The following is a 19,263-nucleotide window of genomic DNA, read 5'->3' on the forward strand; positions in this document are numbered from 1 at the left end:
CTCACGCCTCCTTGAACGGGAAGCCGAGGTGACGGAGAAGGGCGCGGCCCTCGTCGTCGTTGGTCGCCGTGGTAACCACGGTGATGTCCATACCCCGGACGCGGTCGATCTTGTCCTGGTCGATCTCATGGAACATGACCTGCTCCGTGAGACCGAAGGTGTAGTTGCCACGGCCGTCGAACTGCTTGGGGGACAGACCACGGAAGTCACGGATGCGCGGAAGCGCGAGCGACAGGGTGCGGTCCAGGAACTCCCACATGCGGTCGCCACGGAGCGTGACGTGGGCACCGATCGGCTGACCCTCGCGCAGCTTGAACTGCGCGATGGACTTGCGGGCCTTGGTGACGGCCGGCTTCTGACCGGTGATCGTGGTGAGGTCGCGGATGGCGCCCTCGATCAGCTTGGAGTCGCGGGCGGCGTCGCCCACACCCATGTTGACCACGATCTTGACGAGGCCGGGAACCTGCATGACGTTCTCGTACGAGAACTCCTCACGCAGCTTGCCCGCGATCTCCTCGCGGTACTTCGTCTTCAGACGCGGAGTGGTGGTGGTAGCCATCAGATGTCCTCACCCGTCCGCTTGGCAACGCGGATCTTGTTGCCTTCGTCGTCGAAGCGGTAACCGACGCGCGTGACGACCTTGTTGCCGTCCTTCTCCACGACGAGCTGAACGTTGCTCACGTGGATGGGGGCCTCGGTCGTGACGATGCCACCGGTCTGCGAACCGCGAGCGGTCTGGCCGGCCTTGGTGTGCTTCTTGACCCGGTTGACACCCTCGACCAGGACGCGGTCCTCACGGGGGAAGGCCGCGATGACCTTGCCCTGCTTGCCCTTGTCCTTGCCGGTGATGACCTGTACCAGGTCGCCCTTCTTGATCTTCATGCTTACAGCACCTCCGGCGCGAGCGAGATGATCTTCATGAACTTCTTCTCGCGCAGCTCACGGCCCACCGGGCCGAAGATACGGGTGCCGCGAGGGTCGCCGTCGTTCTTCAGAATGACGGCGGCGTTCTCGTCGAAGCGGATGTACGAGCCGTCCTGGCGGCGGCGCTCCTTGACGGTGCGAACGATGACCGCCTTGACGACGTCACCCTTCTTCACGTTGCCACCGGGGATCGCGTCCTTGACGGTGGCGACGATGACGTCACCGATGCCCGCGTAGCGGCGACCCGAGCCACCGAGAACACGGATGCAAAGGATTTCCTTGGCACCAGTGTTGTCGGCGACACGCAGTCGCGACTCCTGCTGGATCACGTCTATCTCCTGATTGTCTGCCGGTTCCCGGCGAGGGGGTCCGTTGCCGGAGCCCCTCGCCGAGCCTGGCGGAACTGACCTGAGGGAAACCCCTCAGGTGATTACTTGGCCTTCTCGAGGATCTCGACGACGCGCCAGCGCTTCGTCGCGGACAGCGGCCGGGTCTCCATCAGGAGGACACGGTCGCCGACACCCGCGGCGTTCTGCTCGTCGTGCGCCTTGAGCTTGTTGGTACGGCGGATGACCTTGCCGTACAGCGCGTGCTTCACACGGTCCTCGACGGCGACGACGACGGTCTTGTCCATCTTGTCGCTGACGACGAGACCCTCGCGGGTCTTGCGGAAACCGCGCTCCGTCTTGTTCTCAGTCACGTTGCTCTCGCTCATCAGGCGCTCTCCACCGTCTCGATGCCCAGCTCGCGCTCACGCATGAGGGTGTAGATCCGCGCGATGTCCTTACGGACGGACTTGAGCCGACCGTGGTTCTCGAGCTGACCAGTCGCCGCCTGGAAGCGGAGGTTGAACAGCTCTTCCTTGGCCTCGCGGAGCTTGTTGAGAAGCTCCTCGTTGCCCAGCTCGCGCAGCTCGGACGCCTTGGTACCGGCCGACATCACGACTCACCTGCCTCGCGCCGAACGATCCGGCACTTCATCGGAAGCTTGTGAGCAGCGCGGGTAAGCGCCTCACGAGCAATCTTCTCGTTCGGGTAGGACAGCTCGAACATCACCCGACCGGGCTTGACGTTCGCGATCCACCACTCGGGGGAACCCTTACCGGAACCCATGCGGGTCTCGGCAGGCTTCTTGGTGAGCGGACGGTCCGGGTAGATGTTGATCCAGACCTTGCCGCCACGCTTGATGTGGCGGGTCATCGCGATACGAGCAGCCTCGATCTGGCGGTTCGTCACGTACGCCGGGGTCAGCGCCTGGATGCCGTACTCGCCGAACGCAACCTGCGTGCCACCCTTGGACATACCGCTGCGCTTCGGGTGGTGCTGCTTGCGGTGCTTGACCCTACGGGGGATCAGCATTTCGGTCAGGCCTCCGTTCCGGTGCTCTCAGCCGGAGCGGCAGCGGCGGCGGGAGCGTCGGCCTTGGGGGCCTCGGCAGCCGGCGCGGACTGCTGCTGCGGCTTGCGGCCGCGGCCGCCACGCTCGCCACCACGACCACCGCGGCCACCGGCCGGACGGTCGCCGGCGGCACCACGAGCCGGGCGGTTACCCGCACGGGCCGCGGCGTTCTCGGCGCGAACCTCGGCGATGTTCTTGACGTCGCCCTTGTAGATCCAGACCTTCACGCCGATGCGGCCGAAGGTCGTCTTGGCCTCGAAGAAGCCGTAGTCGACGTTCGCGCGGAGCGTGTGCAGGGGCACACGGCCCTCGCGGTAGAACTCCGAGCGGGACATCTCGGCGCCGCCGAGACGGCCACCACACTGGATCTTGATGCCCTTGGCGCCGGCCTTCATCGTGCCCTGCATGCTCTTACGCATGGCGCGACGGAAGGAGACGCGGGAGGAGAGCTGCTCGGCGACGGCCTGCGCGACCAGCTGAGCGTCCATCTCGGGGTTCTTGACCTCGAGGATGTTCAGCTGGACCTGCTTGCCCGTGAGCTTCTCGAGGTCGCCGCGGATGCGGTCGGCCTCGGCGCCACGGCGGCCGATGACGATGCCGGGACGCGCGGTGTGGATGTCCACCCGCACGCGGTCACGGGTGCGCTCGATCTCAACCTTCGAGATGCCGGCGCGCTCCATGCCGGACGTCATCATCCGACGGATGGCGACGTCTTCCTTGACGTAGTCCTTGTACAGCTTGTCGGCGTACCAGCGGGACTTGAAGTCCGTGGTGATGCCGAGCCGGAACCCATGCGGGTTAACCTTCTGGCCCATTACCGGGTTCCTTCCTTGCTGCTGACGACCACGGTGATGTGGCTGGTCCGCTTACGGATCCGGTAGGCACGGCCCTGAGCACGCGGACGGAACCGCTTCAGGGTCGGGCCCTCATCCACGTACGCCTCGCTGATGACCAGCGTGGAGGCGTCGGTGTGGTCGTAGTTGTGTGCAGCGTTGGCAATGGCGCTGTCCAGCACCTTGCCAACCGGCACGCTCGCGGCCTGCGGGGCGAAACGCAGGACCGCCTGAGCCTCCGTGGCATCCATGCCACGGATGAGGTCCACCACTCGGCGGGCCTTCATGGGCGTGACGCGGATGTACCGCGCCTGGGCCCTGGCTTCCATGGTTGTCCCTTCGGTGTAAGTCATAGTCGTTCCACCCCGCGGTTAGCGGCGCTTCGACTTCCGGTCGTCCTTGACGTGGCCGCGGAAGGTGCGAGTCGGCGAGAACTCGCCGAGCTTGTGGCCGACCATCGACTCGGTGACGAACACCGGGATGTGGGTCTTGCCGTTGTGCACCGCGATGGTGTGGCCCAGCATTGCCGGGACGATCATCGAGCGACGGGACCAGGTCTTGATGACGTTCTTGGTGCCTGCTTCGTTCTGGACATCCACCTTCTTGATGAGGTGGTCGTCGACGAAGGGCCCCTTCTTGAGACTGCGCGGCATCTAAACCCGCTCCTAGCGCTTCTTGTTCGTCTTGCGGCGGCGGACGATGTACTTGTTGCTCGCCTTCTTGGGAGAACGAGTACGACCCTCCTTCTGACCCCACGGCGAGACCGGGTGGCGACCACCGGAGGTCTTGCCCTCACCACCACCGTGCGGGTGGTCGACCGGGTTCATCGCCACACCGCGAACGGTCGGGCGAACGCCCAGCCAGCGCTTACGTCCGGCCTTGCCCCAGTTGATGTTCGACTGCTCGGCGTTGCCGACCTCGCCGATGGTGGCGCGGCAGCGGACGTCGACCAGGCGGATCTCACCGGAGGGCATGCGCAGGTGGGCCATCTGGCCCTCCTTCGCGAGCAGCTGCACGGAGGCACCCGCGGAGCGGGCGAACTTGGCGCCACCACCGGGACGGAGCTCGATCGCGTGGATCGTGGTACCGACCGGGATGTTGCGGAGGGCCAGGTTGTTGCCGGGCTTGATGTCGGCGCCGGGGCCGTTCTCGATCCGGTCACCCTGGTTCAGGCCACGCGGAGCGATGATGTAGCGCTTCTCGCCGTCCACGTAGTGGAGCAGCGCGATGCGCGCGGTGCGGTTGGGGTCGTACTCGATGTGAGCGACCTTGGCCGGCACGCCGTCCTTGTCGTGACGACGGAAGTCGATCACGCGGTAGGCGCGCTTGTGGCCACCGCCCTGGTGACGGACGGTCACACGACCGGTGTTGTTACGGCCGCCCTTGCTGTGCAGAGGGCGGACCAGCGACTTCTCCGGCGTGGACCGCGTGATCTCGACAAAGTCGGCGACGCTGGAGCCACGACGGCCCGGGGTCGTCGGCTTGTACTTGCGGATACCCATTTCTCAGTCCTCGTCCGATTCCGGACGATCCAGACCGCCCTTAGGCGGTCGGACCGCCGAAGATGTCGATACGGTCGCCCTCGGCGAGGGTCACGATGGCGCGCTTGGTGTCCTTGCGCTTGCCGAAACCAGCCTTGGTGCGCTTGCGCTTGCCCTGGCGGTTGATCGTGTTGACCCCGGTGACCTTGACCGAGAAGACCGCCTCGACGGCCTGCTTGATCTGGGTCTTGTTGGAGCCGGGCGCGACGATGAACGTGTACTTGTTCTCATCGAGCAGGGCGTAGCTCTTCTCCGAGACAACCGGCTTGACGAGAACGTCGCGCGGGTCCGAGAAGGTCTTGCTCGTGACGACGGCCTCAGTCATCAGGCGTCGCTCCCTTCGGTCTCAGCGGTCTGGGGGCCAGACACGAAGGACTCGAAGGCGGCCTTGGTGAAGACCACGTCGTCGGAGACGATCACGTCGTACGTGTTGAGCTGGCCCGGCTCCAGGATGTGAACCTGGGGCAGGTTGCGGGCGGACAGCCACGCGGCCTCGTCGGCGCGGTCGACGACCAGGAGCAGGTTCTTGCGCTCCGAGATCTTGCCGAACAGCGTCTTGGCGGCCTTGGTGGAAACCGCGCCCTCGACCACGCCGGTGACGACGTGGATGCGCGAGTGGCGCGCCCGGTCCGAGAGGGCACCGCGCAGGGCGGCGGCCTTCATCTTCTTCGGGGTGCGCTGCGAGTAGTCACGCGGCTGCGGGCCGTGGACGACGCCACCGCCGGCGAACTGCGGCGCACGGGTCGAACCCTGGCGCGCGCGGCCGGTGCCCTTCTGGCGGTAAGGCTTCTTGCCACCACCGCGGACTTCGCCGCGGCGCTTGGTCTTGTGCGTGCCCTGACGGGCAGCGGCCAGCTGAGCGACGACGACCTGGTGGATCAGCGGAACGCTGGTCTTCGCGTCGAAGATCTCCGCGGGGAGCTCGACGGTACCGGCCTTGTCGCCTGCCGGCGAAAGGATGTCAATGGTGCTCATTACCTCAAGCCCCCTTGGCCGCGGTACGGACCAGGACGAGGCCGCCGTTCGGACCGGGGACCGCGCCCTTGATGAGGAGCAGACCCTTCTCCGCGTCAACCGCGTGGATGGTCAGGTTCTGGGTGGTGACCCGCTCGTTGCCCATACGGCCCGCCATGCGCATGCCCTTGAAGACACGCCCAGGGGTGGCACAGCCACCGATGGAACCGGGGGAGCGGTGCTTGCGCTGGGTGCCGTGACCGGCGCCGAGGCCCTTGAAGTTGTGACGCTTCATGACACCGGCAAAGCCCTTGCCCTTGCTCTTGCCGGTGACGTCGACCTTGACGCCCGACTCGAACACGGCAGCGGTGATCTCCTGGCCGAGCGTGTACTCGCTGGCGTCAGCGGTACGCAGCTCCACCAGGTGGCGGCGCGGGGTGACGTCGGCCTTGGCGAAGTGGCCCTTGAGGGGCTTGTTCACCTTGCGCGGGTCGATCTCGCCGAAGGCGATCTGGACCGACTCGTAGCCGTCGATGTCGTTGGTGCGGACCTGGGTCACGACGCAGGGCCCGGCCTTGACGACGGTCACCGGGACAACCCGGTTGTTCTCGTCCCAGACCTGGGTCATGCCGAGCTTCTCGCCCAGGACGCCCTTAATGTTCTTTGCCATCTCGCGCGTCACCTCAGAGCTTGATCTCGATGTCGACGCCGGCCGGCAGGTCGAGACGCATGAGCGAGTCAACCGTCTTCGGCGTGGGGTCGAGGATGTCGATGAGGCGCTTGTGCGTGCGCATCTCGAAGTGCTCGCGAGAGTCCTTGTACTTGTGCGGCGACTTGATGACGCAGTACACGTTCTTCTCAGTGGGCAGCGGCACCGGGCCCGCGACCGACGCACCAGTGCGCGTCACCGTCTCGACGATCTTCTTCGCCGACGAATCGATGACCTCGTGGTCGTAGGCCTTGAGCCGGATGCGGATCTTCTGTCCCGCCATGGCTACTCAGTAGTCCTGTCTCTCGTAACGCTCTGGTACCCGGGTGATGTGCTCGTGGGAGCCACACCGCCTTCCCTCCGACCCACGCGGTCGGGCGTGTCGCAGTCCCTCTACGAAGAAGTCCCTAAGGATTTCCCAACCAAGGGGTGCGGGCCTGATGACCGCGAGACCGGGGGAGGCTGCATCCGAATCCGGATGACCCACCGGGTGCCTGGCCGGGGCCCCGCTGACGCTTCCCGGAAGATTCCCGTACGTCCGACCCGCATGGGGTCGACGAGTACTGTGGGACTCGCTTCCGGTCCTCCCGGCGGGAGACGCGCAGCATCGGCACTCAACCGAGCAACCTGGATAGTGTGCCATACGGGGACGCCGGGCCGCCAATCGGGCGGAAGACTGTACCCCACGTCACGGGACGCTACGCGCGAGGCGCCGCCCGGCCCCTCCGAGGAACCCCTCGGACGCTGCCGCCGACCCTCACGCGGCGAATCCCTCAGTGTAACGGAGCGTGAAGGCAGCGCCCCGCCCCGGGGCGGCTGATCGCCCGCGCTCCGGGCAGACGCCGGGTGTGCGCACCAGTGACCAGATCTACCACCGGGTCCTCTGGGACCCCCGCCTCGACCCGGAACGCTTCGTGATGGGGATCGGTGAGCGCGGCGGCCCGCCCCAGCGGGTGCCGCTGCCGGACTTCGTCCCGGGCGGGGAGATCCCGTGGCACCGGGTGCTGTTCTTCGAGGCGGACGGCGAGCGGGTCTGGGACCGGGGCGCGGGCGTGGACCGGATGGACGAGACCACCGCCGGGCGCGTACCGGGCGCCTCGCCACCCGCTCGTGCCCACGACGACGAGGACGGGTCCGGCGAGATTCTGGCCGTGCCGCCCACCCCCCGTACGGCCGTGGCCTGGCTTCCGCCGCGAGAGCTGTGGCCGCCGATCCAGCACATCCGGCTCCAGCACGACCGCCAGGTCCGTCGCTGGCCGCCGCACGTCAACGTGCTCTTCGGCTTCGTGCCCGAGGACGACTTCGCGCGGGCGGCCCCGCTGCTGGCGGTGGCCGTCGCCGGGGCGCGGCCCTTCACGGCCCGGCTCGACGGGATCCACTGGTTCGGCCACCGGGAGGACGCCACTGTGTGGCTGGACCCGGCGGCGGCCGGCGAGGAGCCCTGGGCGCTGCTGCGGGAGCGTCTGGAAGCACGTTTCCCACTGTGCGCAGGCCGGGCGCAGGGGTTCACCCCCCACCTCTCCCTGGGCCGCACCCGGGACCCGAACCGCCTCGCGGCACTGGCCGCGGGCCTGCTGGACCCCATGACCGCCCGGGTCGACGAGCTGTTCCTGCTGTCGCGCCGAGGGGACGAGCCGATGGAGGTACGGGCGGCGGTCGCGCTGGGCACCGGCGAGGTGCGGTGGCGGTGAGGGGCGCGCGGAAGCGGACCCCTGAGCGTCCCGACCCCGAGGCAACCACCGCCCCGGCCCACCCGTCTAATAGACCGCGGCACGCGGCGCCGACCCGGGGGACGGCCGCCGACGCCCGGGGATGATGGGTTGACGCAGCACGGGGCATCGCGACCACCGGCCGCTGCGGGGGAAGCGGACGGAGTACGACAAGTGAACGAGAGACGTGTGTCGGGGCTGAGCTCCGCGCTGCGGACCGTGGCCGGGTCGGTGGCCGGGCCGGGGGGCGCGGCAGGCGCCGCCGGGGTCCGGCGGCGCAGCGTCCTCGCCTCGGCCGCCGCGCTCGGGGTGGTGGGAGTGGCCGGGTGTTCGGTGCCGGCGCCCCGCCGCAAACCCTCCACCGCGGATCCGGCTCCCGGCCTCCCGATCGTCAACTCCCGCCGCGCGCAGGTCATGCAGATCGCGGCCCACCCGGACGACGACCTGTACTTCATGAACCCGGACACGCAGCGGATGGTGGACGCCGGCGTCCCCCTCGTCTCCGTCTACGTCACCGCCGGCGAGCACGACGGGCGCAACCACGTCCCGGGGAAGCCCAACACCCCCGCGGACAAGGCCGCTTACTCTTCCGCCCGCCACCAGGGCCTGCGCCAGGCATACGCGGATCTCATCGGTCTCGACAAGTTCACCGAGTGGCAGAAGGGCGTCATCACGCTCGCCGGGGACCGCAAGGCCGAGATCAACACCCTCACCAACGGCAACCGCCGGGTCGAGCTCGTCTTCCTCAATCTCGCCATGCACGCGTCGCGCCGCTACATGGCGCTGCCCAGCCTCTGGAAGGACCGGGCGCTCGGCCTGCGGACCGTCGTGGCCGCGGACTCCCCCGTCCACCGGGCCGACGATTACGACTACGACCGGCTCATCGCCGTCCTCGTCGGGCTGATGGAGCGCTACCGCCCCACCGTGATCCACACCCTGGACCCGGACCCCGACATCCAGCACAGCGACGAGAAGACCCGCCAGTTCGACAGCGAGCAGCCCGGCTACTCGGACCATGCCGACCACACCGCCGCCGCCTCCTTCACCTGGGCCGCGATGGCCCACTGGGTGGCCGACGCGATCGAGCAGGGCGGCACGGTCCCGGCCTTCGCGACGACCGCCTTCCGCGGCTACTACAACCGGCACTGGCCCAAGAACCTCCCCCCGCAGGTCCTCAAGGGCAAGGCCGCGCACCTGGTGCCCTACGGCGGCGCCCCCGATTGGCAGTGCGGCAATCCCTCCGGCTGCGGCGACTACAACGTCGGCGGCGTCCGTCCGCTCACCAACAAGAAGGGCTGGGTGCGGGCCACCCACTACCGCTATCCGGGCTCCGGCCCGGTCGTCGTGACGGAACCCGACGGCCGGCTCACCGCGTACGGCGTGCTGGGTCTGCGGGTGGCGCGCTGGCGGGAGACCGAGCGGGGCAGCGGGCTGTGGGGCGAGCCGGACGACCTCGGCGGCGGCCCGCTGGCGCCCGCACTCGGCTCTGCGGCCCTGCCGGACGGCCGGACGCTGCTGTTCGCGCTGCGCTTCGCGGCGCTCGGCGGCCATGGCGGCCCCAACAAGCGCGAGATCGTCGTGCTCGAGCAGCGCTCCCCCGGTGGCCCCTTCCTCGCCTGGAACGGCCTCGGCAATCCGGAGCGCGGCGACGACCGGGGACGCAGGATCGGCGTCCCGGTAGCCGTGACGGCCCCCGACGGCCGGGTCCACCTCTTCGTACGCAACGCCGACAAGGGCGTCTCCACCCGGGTCCGGGACACCTCCGGCGGCTGGGACGAGTGGCGCGACCTGGGCGGGGAGGAGATCCAGGACGGCCTGACGGCGGTCGTGGACGGCGGCGGTCTGGTGCATCTCTTCGCGGCGGGGCAGGAGTCCATCCACCACTGGGCGCAGACAGCCGCGGACGGCCCGGTCGAGTACCGGCCGGACGCGGCGCTGCCCCTGTCCGGCGACCCGGTGGCCGCGGTGACGGTCGGCGGCGGCCTGGGGCTCTTCTACCGGCGCCCGGCGACCAAGGAACTGGTGTCGGTACGGGTGCCCGGCGCGAGCGCGCCGGCCGTCGCGTTCGACGGGTACGGGCCGGTGGCCGCGGTGGCGGGCGCGAAGGGTCCGGTGCTGCTCGGCAGGGACCTCCGGGGCCGCGTGCAGATGCGGCGGGCCGGCAAGCTGTACATCCGTACGCAGGGTGCCGTGGCGCTGGAGACGGCGACGCTCCATGTGCGCGAGCGGGCCGTCACGGCGGTGGGCATGGGCGCGGACGCGCACCCTTGGTCCTGGGCACCGACGTCGGGCACGGCGGGCTGAGTCCGTAGGGCCGCCCGCCCGGCTTCCCACAGCGTCCGAACAACGCGAAGGGCCCCGCACCTCTCGGTGCGGGGCCCTTGCTTGCAGCTCAGCGAGCTACCAGGTCAAACCAACAATTACTTGTTGATCTTGACGACCTGGCCGGCGCCCACGGTCCGGCCACCCTCACGGATGGCGAACTTGAGGCCCTCCTCCATGGCGACGGGCTGGATCAGCTCGACGGTCATGGAGGTGTTGTCGCCCGGCATGACCATCTCGGTGCCCTCGGGGAGGGTCACGACGCCGGTCACGTCCGTGGTACGGAAGTAGAACTGCGGGCGGTAGTTGTTGAAGAAGGGGGTGTGACGGCCACCCTCGTCCTTCGACAGGATGTAGGCCTGGGCCTCGAAGCTGGTGTGCGGCGTAACCGAACCCGGCTTGATGATGACCTGGCCGCGCTCGACATCCTCGCGCTTGATGCCACGGAGGAGCAGACCGACGTTCTCACCGGCCTGGCCCTCGTCGAGCAGCTTGCGGAACATCTCGATGCCGGTGACCGTGGTGGTGGTCTTCTCCTGCTTGATACCGACGATGTCGACGGTCTCGTTGACCTTGAGGACACCACGCTCGATACGACCGGTGACGACGGTGCCACGACCGGTGATCGTGAAGACGTCCTCGATCGGCATCAGGAACGGCTTGTCGACGTCACGCTCGGGCTGCGGGATCGCCTCGTCGACGGCGGCCATCAGGTTCAGGACCGACTGGCCCCACTCCTTGTCGCCCTCGAGCGCCTTGAGCGCCGAGACCTTGACGACCGGCAGGTCGTCGCCCGGGAACTCGTACTCGGAGAGGAGCTCACGGACCTCGAGCTCGACGAGCTCCAGGATCTCCTCGTCGTCCACCATGTCGGCCTTGTTCAGGGCGACGACGATGTAGGGAACGCCGACCTGGCGGGCCAGGAGCACGTGCTCCTTGGTCTGCGGCATCGGGCCGTCGGTGGCGGCAACCACGAGGATCGCGCCGTCCATCTGCGCGGCACCCGTGATCATGTTCTTGATGTAGTCCGCGTGACCGGGGCAGTCGACGTGGGCGTAGTGACGCGACTCGGTCTGGTACTCGACGTGCGCGATGGAGATGGTGATACCGCGCTGGCGCTCCTCAGGAGCCTTGTCGATCTGGTCGAAGGCCGAGGCCTCGTTCAGGTCCGGGTACGCGTCGTGCAGCACCTTGGTAATGGCGGCCGTGAGGGTCGTCTTACCGTGGTCGATGTGACCGATGGTGCCGATGTTGACGTGCGGCTTAGTCCGCTCGAACTTCGCCTTCGCCACTGGGGTCCTCCTGGAGTGGTTCTGAACGCCTTGCTTCATCGGCGCCAGGTGATCTTTGCTGGAAAGCCGGGGCCCGGGGCATCCCGTCACGGTTGTGCGGAATGCCCCAGCAGGCTCCGGAGTCAAGCCTAAAGCGTGAACTCGGGTGAGTTACTCGCCCTTGGCCTTCGCGATGATCTCCTCGGCGACGTTCCGCGGAACTTCGGCGTAGGAGTCGAACTGCATCGAGTAGCTTGCGCGACCCGAGGTCTTGCTGCGGAGGTCTCCGACGTAGCCGAACATCTCCGAGAGGGGCACGAGGCCCTTCACGACGCGAGCGCCGCTGCGCTCCTCCATGGCCTGGATCTGGCCACGGCGGGAGTTGAGGTCGCCGATGACATCGCCCATGTAGTCCTCGGGCGTGGTCACCTCGACGGCCATCATCGGCTCGAGGAGCACGGGGGACGCCTTGCGGGCACCCTCCTTGAACGCCTGCGAACCGGCGATCTTGAACGCGAGCTCGGAGGAGTCGACCTCGTGGTAGCCACCGTCGAGAAGGGTGACGCGAACGCCCACCATCTCGTAACCGGCCAGGATGCCGAACTGCATGGCCTCCTGCGCACCCGCGTCCACCGAGGGGATGTACTCACGGGGGATGCGGCCACCGGTGACCTTGTTCACGAACTCGTAGCTCGCGTCGCCGCCCTCAATGGGCTCGAGCGCGATCTGGACCTTCGCGAACTGGCCGGTACCACCGGTCTGCTTCTTGTGCGTGTAGTCGATACGCTCGACGGTCTTGCGGATCGTCTCGCGGTACGCGACCTGGGGCTTGCCGACGTTCGCCTCGACGCGGAACTCGCGCTTCATGCGGTCGACGAGCACCTCGAGGTGCAGCTCGCCCATACCACCGATGATGGTCTGGCCGGTCTCCTCGTCCGAGTGAACCTGGAAGGAGGGGTCCTCCTCCGAGAGACGCTGGATGGCGACACCCAGCTTCTCCTGGTCACCCTTGGACTTGGGCTCGATGGCGACCTGGATGACCGGGGCCGGGAAGTCCATGGACTCCAGGATGACCGGGTCCTTCTCGTCGCACAGCGTCTCACCGGTGGTGGTCTGCTTGAGACCCATGACGGCGATGATGTCGCCGGCGCCCACCGAGGCGATCTCCTCACGCTTGTTCGCGTGCATGCGGTAGATCTTGCCGATGCGCTCCTTCTTGCCCTTGACCGAGTTCAGCACGGAGCTGCCGGCCTCGAGGCGGCCCGAGTAGACCCGGACGAAGGTGAGCTTGCCGAGGTGCGGGTCGCTCATGATCTTGAACGCAAGACCGGAGAACGGCTCGTCGTCGGACGGCTTGCGCTTGACGACGACCTCGGCGTCCTTGACGTCGTGGCCCTCGATGGCCTCGACGTCCAGGGGGGAGGGCAGGTAGCGGACGACCGCGTCGAGCAGGGGCTGAACACCCTTGTTCTTGAACGCGGTGCCACAGAACACCGGGGTGACGGTGACGGAGTCCTTGCCACCCTTCGACGCGAGGGTGATACGGCGGATCGCCGCGTAGAGCTGCTCCACGGTGGGCTCATTGCCCTCCAGGTACAGCTCCATCATCTCTTCGTCGTTCTCGGCGACGGCCTCGAGCAGCTTGCCGCGCCACTCCTCGGCAGCCTCGGTGTGGGTGTCCGGGATGTCGACGATGTCGTACATCTCGCCCTTGGCGGCCTCGGCGGACCAGACAAAGGCCTTCATCGTCACGAGGTCGACGACGCCCTTGAAGTCGGCCTCGGCGCCGATCGGGAGCTGCATGACCAGCGGAACCGCACCGAGGCGGTCGACGATCATGTCGACGCAGCGGTGGAACTCGGCGCCGGTGCGGTCGAGCTTGTTGACGAAGCAGATGCGCGGCACGCCGTAGCGGTCCGCCTGACGCCAGACGGTCTCGGACTGCGGCTCGACACCCGCCACACCGTCGAACACGGTGACGGCGCCGTCGAGGACGCGGAGCGAACGCTCCACCTCGACGGTGAAGTCGACGTGACCCGGGGTGTCGATGATGTTGATGGTGTGGTCAACATCGTTGAGCGGCCAGTGGCAGGTCGTCGCGGCAGACGTGATCGTGATGCCGCGCTCCTGCTCCTGCTCCATCCAGTCCATCGTGGCAGCGCCATCGTGGACTTCACCGATCTTGTAGCTCACACCGGTGTAGAAGAGGATCCGCTCGGTGGTGGTCGTCTTGCCCGCGTCGATGTGGGCCATGATCCCAATGTTGCGGACCTTGGCCAGGTCAAGCGAAGTGGTGGCCATAAGGCTCAATCTTCTCTCGGTCTCGATGTGGGTAGCGACTACCAGCGGTAGTGCGCGAAGGCCTTGTTGGACTCGGCCATCTTGTGGGTGTCCTCACGCTTCTTGACCGCAGCGCCGAGGCCGTTGGAGGCGTCGAGCAGCTCGTTCATGAGGCGTTCGGTCATGGTCTTCTCGCGGCGGGCGCGGGAGTAACCCACGACCCAGCGGAGCGCGAGGGTGGCGGCGCGACCGGGCTTGACCTCGATCGGCACCTGGTAGGTGGCGCCACCGACACGGCGGGACTTGACCTCGAGCGCCGGCTTGACGTTCTCGAGGGCGCGCTTCAGCGTGATGACCGGGTCGTTGCCGGTCTTCTCGCGGAGGCCTTCCATGGCGCCGTAGACGATCCGCTCGGCAGTGGAACGCTTGCCGTTGAGCAGGATCTTGTTGATCAGCGACGTGACAAGAGGAGAACCGTAGACCGGGTCGATGATGACCGGGCGCTTCGGGGCGGGGCCCTTACGAGGCATTCTTACTTCTCCTTCTTGGCGCCGTAGCGGCTGCGGGCCTGCTTGCGGTTCTTGACACCCTGGGTGTCGAGGGAACCGCGGATGATCTTGTAACGAACACCCGGCAGGTCCTTCACACGGCCACCACGCACGAGCACGATCGAGTGCTCCTGCAGGTTGTGTCCCTCACCCGGGATGTAGGCCGTGACCTCGATACCGGAGGTCAGACGCACACGCGCGACCTTACGGAGGGCCGAGTTCGGCTTCTTCGGGGTGGTCGTGAACACACGCGTGCAGACGCCGCGGCGCTGAGGAGAACCCTCAAGTGCGGGCGTCTTGTTCTTCTCGACCTTGTCCTGCCGGCCCTTACGGACCAGCTGCTGGATCGTAGGCACTACTTCTCCGGTTTCTGTGTGCCGTTCGTCAAACTAACCTGAAACGTCGCCGACCCACGCGGTCGGGTGTGTCGAAGACTGCAGACCCCCACCCGAGGTGGAATAGGCGCAGATTTCGGTGGCCGTTCTCGAACTCGCCGTGCGGCGGAAGACACGCACACGAGCCCAGGCACACCCCAGGCACAAGGTCTGAGCGTACCTATCGCATGGACCTGGGTCAAAACAAATGCCCCGCCCCCCGCCGCCGCCCCGCCGGCCTCCGTCTCCGAGCGGCTCTGTGCGTCCCCCGGGCCGGCCCGCCGGACTGGCGGGTAACCACGACGGCCGAAACCGTCTGCACGCCGCTCCAGGGCGCCTGGGCGGCCCTCCCTGACAGCTCGGGCGCCGCCCGATCCGGACCTGCGCCCTCCGGCGCGCCCGTTCGGGCCCCCACCCGCCCCCGAAAACCCCGAAGGGCGGCCACCCCCACGGGGTGACCGCCCTTCGGTCGAGCGTCTCGCCTACTGGTTGTACGGACCGTAGTCGTAGTCCTCCAGCGGGACGGCCTGGCCGGAGCCGGTGCCGAACGGCGAGTAGTCGATGTCGTCGTAGCCGACGGCCGAGTACATCGCGGCCTTGGCCTCCTCGGTCGGCTCGACCCGGATGTTGCGGTAGCGGGACAGACCCGTACCGGCCGGGATGAGCTTACCGATGATGACGTTCTCCTTGAGGCCGATCAGGGAGTCCGACTTGGCGTTGATCGCCGCGTCGGTCAGAACCCTGGTCGTCTCCTGGAAGGACGCCGCCGACAGCCACGACTCGGTGGCGAGCGAGGCCTTGGTGATACCCATCAGCTGCGGACGGCCGGAGGCGGGGTGACCGCCCTCGGTGACCACACGACGGTTCTCGGTCTCGAACTTCGAGCGCTCGACGAGCTCGCCCGGCAGCAGCTCCGCGTCGCCGGACTCGATGATCGTCACACGGCGCAGCATCTGCCGGATGATGATCTCGATGTGCTTGTCGTGGATCGACACACCCTGCGAGTTGTAGACCTTCTGGACCTCGCCGACCAGGTGGACCTGGACCGCGCGCTGACCGAGGATCCGCAGCACGTCGTGCGGGTTGGTGGCACCCACGGTGAGCTTCTGGCCCACCTCGACGTGGTCGCCCTCGCCCACCAGCAGACGGGCACGCTTCGAGATCGGGAACGCCGTCTCGTCGCTGCCGTCGTCCGGGGTGACGACGATCTTCTTGGTCTTCTCGGTCTCCTCGATACGGATGCGGCCGGCCGCCTCCGAGATCGGGGCGACACCCTTGGGCGTACGGGCCTCGAAGAGCTCGACGACACGGGGCAGACCCTGGGTGATGTCGTCACCGGCCACACCACCGGTGTGGAAGGTACGCATCGTCAGCTGGGTGCCGGGCTCACCGATGGACTGGGCGGCGATGATGCCGACCGCCTCACCGATGTCGACCAGCTTGCCGGTGGCCAGCGAGCGGCCGTAGCAGAAGGCACAGGTGCCGACCGCGGACTCACAGGTCAGGACCGAGCGGGTCTTGACCTCCTCGACGCCCGCGTTGACCAGCGCGTCGATGAGCACGTCGCCGAGGTCCACGTTGGCCGGGGCGATGACCTTGCCGTCGATGACGACGTCCTCGGCCAGCATCCGGGCGTACACAGAGGTCTCGACGTCGTCCGTCTTGCGCAGGACACCGTCCTCGCCCTTGACCGCGATCCGCAGCTTCAGACCGCGCTCGGTGCCACAGTCCTCCTCGCGGATGATCACGTCCTGCGAGACGTCCACCAGACGACGGGTCAGGTAACCCGAGTCGGCGGTACGCAGCGCGGTGTCGGCCAGACCCTTACGGGCACCGTGCGTCGAGATGAAGTACTCGAGGACGGACAGACCCTCACGGAAGGACGCCTTGATGGGACGCGGAATCGTCTCGTTCTTGGCGTTCGACACCAGACCACGCATACCCGCGATCTGACGCATCTGCATCATGTTTCCTCGGGCACCCGAGTCGACCATCATGAAGATGGGGTTCGTCTTCGGGAAGTTCGCGTTCATCGCCTCGGCAACCTCATTGGTCGCCTTGGTCCAGATCGCGATGAGCTCCTGAGTGCGCTCGTCCTTGGTGATCAGACCGCGCTCGTACTGCTTCTGGACCTTCTCGTCCTGCGCCTCATAGCCCGCGACGATGGCCTTCTTGGCCTCGGGCACGACGACGTCGGAGATGGCCACGGTGACACCGGAACGGGTCGCCCAGTAGAAGCCCGCCGCCTTCAGGTTGTCGAGCGTCGCCGCCACGATGACCTTGGGGTAGCGCTCGGCGAGGTCGTTGACGATCTCGGAGAGCTGCTTCTTGCCGACGGAGTAGTCGACGAACGGGTAGTCCTCGGGCAGCAGCTCGTTGAAGAGCGCGCGGCCCAGGGTCGTCCGCAGACGGAACGAGTCACCCTGCTGCCACTCCGGCTCGCCCTCTTCGGCGACCGGGGGAACCCAGCCGCGCGGCGGGACGGTGCCGATCGGGAAGCGGATGTCGACCTTCGCCTGGAGCGAGAGCTCCCGGGCGTCGAAGGCCATGATCGCCTCGGCGGTGGAGCCGAAGGACCGGCCCTCGCCGATGACCTTGCGCTCTTCCTCGTCCGTGGTGAGGAAGAACAGGCCCAGCACCATGTCCTGGGTCGGCATGGTGACGGGACGACCGTCGGCCGGCTTCAGGATGTTGTTCGAGGACAGCATCAGGATGCGGGCCTCGGCCTGCGCCTCCGCGGAGAGCGGCAGGTGGACGGCCATCTGGTCACCGTCGAAGTCCGCGTTGAACGCGGTGCAGACGAGCGGGTGGATCTGGATGGCCTTGCCCTCGACCAGCTGCGGCTCGAAGGCCTGGATGCCGAGGCGGTGCAGCGTGGGCGCACGGTTCAGCAGCACCGGGTGCTCGGCGATGACCTCTTCGAGGACGTCGTACACCACGGTGCGGCCGCGCTCGACCATGCGCTTGGCCGACTTGATGTTCTGCGCGTGGTTCAGGTCGACCAGGCGCTTCATCACGAACGGCTTGAAGAGCTCCAGCGCCATGGCCTTGGGCAGACCGCACTGGTGCAGCTTCAGCTGCGGACCGACGACGATCACGGAACGCGCGGAGTAGTCCACACGCTTACCGAGCAGGTTCTGACGGAATCGACCCTGCTTACCCTTCAGCATGTCGCTGAGGGACTTCAGCGGACGGTTGCCGGGGCCCGTGACCGGGCGACCACGACGGCCGTTGTCGAAGAGGGCGTCGACCGCCTCCTGGAGCATCCGCTTCTCGTTGTTCACGATGATCTCGGGGGCACCGAGGTCGAGCAGACGCTTCAGACGGTTGTTGCGGTTGATCACGCGGCGGTACAGGTCGTTCAGGTCGGAGGTCGCGAAGCGGCCACCGTCCAGCTGCACCATCGGACGCAGGTCCGGCGGGATGACCGGCACGCAGTCGAGCACCATGCCCTTGGGGCTGTTGCTGGTCTGCAGGAACGCGGAGACGACCTTGAGGCGCTTGAGCGCACGGGTCTTCTTCTGGCCCTTGCCGGTACGGATGATCTCGCGGAGGCGCTCGGCCTCCTCGTTGAGGTCGAAGGACTCCAGGCGCTTCTGCAGCGCCGCGGCACCCATCGAACCGTCGAAGTACGTGCCGAAGCGGTCACGCAGCTCGCGGTAGAGCAGCTCGTCGCCCTCGAGGTCCTGGACCTTGAGGTTCTTGAAGCGGCTCCACACCTCGTCGAGGCGGTCGATCTCGCGCTGCGCACGGTCGCGCAGCTGCTTCATCTCACGCTCGGCACCCTCGCGCACCTTGCGGCGTACGTCGGCCTTGGCACCCTCGGCCTCGAGCTCGGCCAGGTCGGTCTCGAGCTTCTTGGCACGGGCCTCGAGGTCGGCGTCGCGGCGGTTCTCGATCTGCTGGCGCTCGACGGAGACGTGCGCCTCCAGCGACGGCAGGTCACGCGTACGACGCTCGTCGTCGACGAACGTGATCATGTAGGCGGCGAAGTAGATGACCTTCTCGAGGTCCTTCGGCGCCAGGTCGAGCAGGTAGCCAAGACGCGACGGAACGCCCTTGAAGTACCAGATGTGGGTGACGGGAGCGGCCAGCTCAATGTGGCCCATCCGCTCACGACGCACCTTGGCGCGAGTGACCTCGACGCCACAGCGCTCACAGATGATGCCCTTGAAGCGGACACGCTTGTACTTACCGCAGTAGCACTCCCAGTCCCGGGTCGGACCGAAGATCTTCTCGCAGAAGAGTCCGTCCTTCTCGGGCTTGAGCGTGCGGTAGTTGATGGTCTCGGGCTTCTTGACCTCGCCGTGGCTCCACTGACGGATGTCGTCAGCAGTAGCCAGACCGATCCGGAGCTCATCGAAGAAGTTGACGTCGAGCACTATGCGTCAATCCCTCTCA

20 protein-coding genes and 1 pseudogene are annotated in these 19,263 nt (G+C 67.3%); 2 read left to right on the forward strand and 19 right to left on the reverse strand.

Translation table 11 applies throughout. The annotated features are described in order from the left end of the window. Position 1: 1 nt before the first annotated feature. The 14 genes from rplE to rpsJ all read right to left on the reverse strand — a co-directional run bounded on the left by rplE (position 2) and on the right by rpsJ (position 6,641). A complete protein-coding gene (gene rplE / locus ACZ7J0_RS12085) occupies positions 2-559 on the reverse strand; it encodes a 50S ribosomal protein L5 (RefSeq protein ID WP_019888759.1) in 558 nt (185 codons plus the stop codon). Next, positions 559-882, reverse strand: a complete 324-nt coding sequence (rplX, locus tag ACZ7J0_RS12090; protein WP_019888758.1) for a 50S ribosomal protein L24 — start codon at positions 880-882, stop codon at positions 559-561. Before rplX ends, rplE begins: the two co-directional genes overlap by 1 nt. A gap of 2 nt (positions 883-884) precedes the next feature. Then, positions 885-1,253: a 50S ribosomal protein L14 gene (rplN, locus tag ACZ7J0_RS12095; protein WP_003956455.1), complete on the reverse strand. Its 369-nt coding sequence runs from the start codon at positions 1,251-1,253 to the stop codon at positions 885-887. A gap of 101 nt (positions 1,254-1,354) precedes the next feature. Next, a complete protein-coding gene (gene rpsQ / locus ACZ7J0_RS12100) occupies positions 1,355-1,639 on the reverse strand; it encodes a 30S ribosomal protein S17 (protein WP_093656384.1) in 285 nt (94 codons plus the stop codon). Continuing rightward, positions 1,639-1,863 (reverse strand): 50S ribosomal protein L29, encoded by a 225-nt coding sequence (gene rpmC / locus ACZ7J0_RS12105; protein WP_015035581.1) that lies wholly within the window; start codon positions 1,861-1,863, stop codon positions 1,639-1,641. Before rpmC ends, rpsQ begins: the two co-directional genes overlap by 1 nt. Further along, entirely contained in the window at positions 1,863-2,282 is a 420-nt protein-coding gene (gene rplP, locus ACZ7J0_RS12110; RefSeq protein ID WP_014047785.1) for a 50S ribosomal protein L16, read from the reverse strand. Before rplP ends, rpmC begins: the two co-directional genes overlap by 1 nt. 5 nt (positions 2,283-2,287) lie before the next feature. Next, entirely contained in the window at positions 2,288-3,136 is an 849-nt protein-coding gene (rpsC, locus tag ACZ7J0_RS12115; protein ID WP_468708358.1) for a 30S ribosomal protein S3, read from the reverse strand. Beyond that, positions 3,136-3,483 (reverse strand): 50S ribosomal protein L22, encoded by a 348-nt coding sequence (gene rplV, locus ACZ7J0_RS12120; protein WP_009997296.1) that lies wholly within the window; start codon positions 3,481-3,483, stop codon positions 3,136-3,138. Before rplV ends, rpsC begins: the two co-directional genes overlap by 1 nt. 42 nt (positions 3,484-3,525) lie before the next feature. Beyond that, positions 3,526-3,807 carry a 30S ribosomal protein S19 gene (rpsS, locus tag ACZ7J0_RS12125; protein ID WP_003948639.1) on the reverse strand — a complete coding sequence of 94 codons (282 nt, stop codon included), beginning with the start codon at positions 3,805-3,807 and terminating at the stop codon, positions 3,526-3,528. 12 nt (positions 3,808-3,819) lie between these two features. After that, the gene (gene rplB, locus ACZ7J0_RS12130; RefSeq protein ID WP_344363073.1) at positions 3,820-4,656 is read right to left on the reverse strand and encodes a 50S ribosomal protein L2; all 837 of its coding nucleotides are present in this window, start codon (positions 4,654-4,656) and stop codon (positions 3,820-3,822) included. A 40-nt stretch (positions 4,657-4,696) separates the two neighbouring features. After that, positions 4,697-5,020: a 50S ribosomal protein L23 gene (rplW, locus tag ACZ7J0_RS12135; protein ID WP_147980752.1), complete on the reverse strand. Its 324-nt coding sequence runs from the start codon at positions 5,018-5,020 to the stop codon at positions 4,697-4,699. Continuing rightward, positions 5,020-5,670, reverse strand: coding sequence for a 50S ribosomal protein L4 (gene rplD / locus ACZ7J0_RS12140; RefSeq protein ID WP_470886459.1), 651 nt, complete (start codon positions 5,668-5,670; stop codon positions 5,020-5,022). The genes rplW and rplD overlap by 1 nt, the downstream gene beginning before the upstream one ends. Before the next feature lie 4 nt (positions 5,671-5,674). Beyond that, a complete protein-coding gene (rplC, locus tag ACZ7J0_RS12145) occupies positions 5,675-6,319 on the reverse strand; it encodes a 50S ribosomal protein L3 (protein WP_470886461.1) in 645 nt (214 codons plus the stop codon). Positions 6,320-6,332: 13 nt separating this feature from the next. Then, the gene (gene rpsJ / locus ACZ7J0_RS12150) at positions 6,333-6,641 is read right to left on the reverse strand and encodes a 30S ribosomal protein S10 (RefSeq protein ID WP_003948644.1); all 309 of its coding nucleotides are present in this window, start codon (positions 6,639-6,641) and stop codon (positions 6,333-6,335) included. 565 nt (positions 6,642-7,206) lie between these two features. Here rpsJ and ACZ7J0_RS12155 point away from each other — a divergent pair. Further along, a pseudogene (locus ACZ7J0_RS12155) lies at positions 7,207-8,043 on the forward strand (RNA repair domain-containing protein); the annotation flags it as partial. A 255-nt stretch (positions 8,044-8,298) separates the two neighbouring features. After that, a complete protein-coding gene (locus tag ACZ7J0_RS12160; RefSeq protein ID WP_470886767.1) occupies positions 8,299-10,371 on the forward strand; it encodes a PIG-L family deacetylase in 2,073 nt (690 codons plus the stop codon). A gap of 116 nt (positions 10,372-10,487) precedes the next feature. Here ACZ7J0_RS12160 and tuf read toward each other — a convergent pair whose 3' ends face one another. From tuf to ACZ7J0_RS12185, 5 genes are all read right to left on the reverse strand, one after another. Beyond that, positions 10,488-11,681, reverse strand: a complete 1,194-nt coding sequence (tuf, locus tag ACZ7J0_RS12165) for an elongation factor Tu (RefSeq protein WP_451485640.1) — start codon at positions 11,679-11,681, stop codon at positions 10,488-10,490. 150 nt (positions 11,682-11,831) lie between these two features. Continuing rightward, entirely contained in the window at positions 11,832-13,961 is a 2,130-nt protein-coding gene (gene fusA / locus ACZ7J0_RS12170; RefSeq protein ID WP_468708367.1) for an elongation factor G, read from the reverse strand. Between the two features lie 38 nt (positions 13,962-13,999). Beyond that, on the reverse strand, positions 14,000-14,470 hold the full coding sequence (rpsG, locus tag ACZ7J0_RS12175) for a 30S ribosomal protein S7 (protein WP_468708368.1): 471 nt from the start codon (positions 14,468-14,470) through the stop codon (positions 14,000-14,002). A gap of 2 nt (positions 14,471-14,472) precedes the next feature. After that, positions 14,473-14,844 (reverse strand): 30S ribosomal protein S12, encoded by a 372-nt coding sequence (gene rpsL / locus ACZ7J0_RS12180; protein WP_003948652.1) that lies wholly within the window; start codon positions 14,842-14,844, stop codon positions 14,473-14,475. A gap of 500 nt (positions 14,845-15,344) precedes the next feature. Next, on the reverse strand, positions 15,345-19,244 hold the full coding sequence (locus tag ACZ7J0_RS12185) for a DNA-directed RNA polymerase subunit beta' (protein WP_470886464.1): 3,900 nt from the start codon (positions 19,242-19,244) through the stop codon (positions 15,345-15,347). Positions 19,245-19,263: the final 19 nt, after the last annotated feature.

Source organism: Streptomyces sp. NPDC038280 (assembly GCF_055600045.1).

Excerpts from the sequence above, each read along its gene's own strand:
- rpsS (WP_003948639.1), bottom strand. The coding sequence starts at position 3,807 with ATGCCGCGCAGTCTCAAGAAGGGGCCCTTCGTCGACGACCACCTCATC.
- rplE (WP_019888759.1), bottom strand. The coding sequence starts at position 559 with ATGGCTACCACCACCACTCCGCGTCTGAAGACGAAGTACCGCGAGGAG.
- rpsG (WP_468708368.1), bottom strand. The coding sequence starts at position 14,470 with ATGCCTCGTAAGGGCCCCGCCCCGAAGCGCCCGGTCATCATCGACCCG.
- rpmC (WP_015035581.1), bottom strand. The coding sequence starts at position 1,863 with ATGTCGGCCGGTACCAAGGCGTCCGAGCTGCGCGAGCTGGGCAACGAG.
- rplC (WP_470886461.1), bottom strand. The coding sequence starts at position 6,319 with ATGGCAAAGAACATTAAGGGCGTCCTGGGCGAGAAGCTCGGCATGACC.
- rplB (WP_344363073.1), bottom strand. The coding sequence starts at position 4,656 with ATGGGTATCCGCAAGTACAAGCCGACGACCCCGGGCCGTCGTGGCTCC.
- rpsC (WP_468708358.1), bottom strand. The coding sequence starts at position 3,136 with ATGGGCCAGAAGGTTAACCCGCATGGGTTCCGGCTCGGCATCACCACG.
- rpsJ (WP_003948644.1), bottom strand. The coding sequence starts at position 6,641 with ATGGCGGGACAGAAGATCCGCATCCGGCTCAAGGCCTACGACCACGAG.
- rplD (WP_470886459.1), bottom strand. The coding sequence starts at position 5,670 with ATGAGCACCATTGACATCCTTTCGCCGGCAGGCGACAAGGCCGGTACC.
- rplV (WP_009997296.1), bottom strand. The coding sequence starts at position 3,483 with ATGGAAGCCAGGGCCCAGGCGCGGTACATCCGCGTCACGCCCATGAAG.
- rpsQ (WP_093656384.1), bottom strand. The coding sequence starts at position 1,639 with ATGAGCGAGAGCAACGTGACTGAGAACAAGACGGAGCGCGGTTTCCGC.
- rplW (WP_147980752.1), bottom strand. The coding sequence starts at position 5,020 with ATGACTGAGGCCGTCGTCACGAGCAAGACCTTCTCGGACCCGCGCGAC.
- fusA (WP_468708367.1), bottom strand. The coding sequence starts at position 13,961 with ATGGCCACCACTTCGCTTGACCTGGCCAAGGTCCGCAACATTGGGATC.
- rplX (WP_019888758.1), bottom strand. The coding sequence starts at position 882 with ATGAAGATCAAGAAGGGCGACCTGGTACAGGTCATCACCGGCAAGGAC.
- rplP (WP_014047785.1), bottom strand. The coding sequence starts at position 2,282 with ATGCTGATCCCCCGTAGGGTCAAGCACCGCAAGCAGCACCACCCGAAG.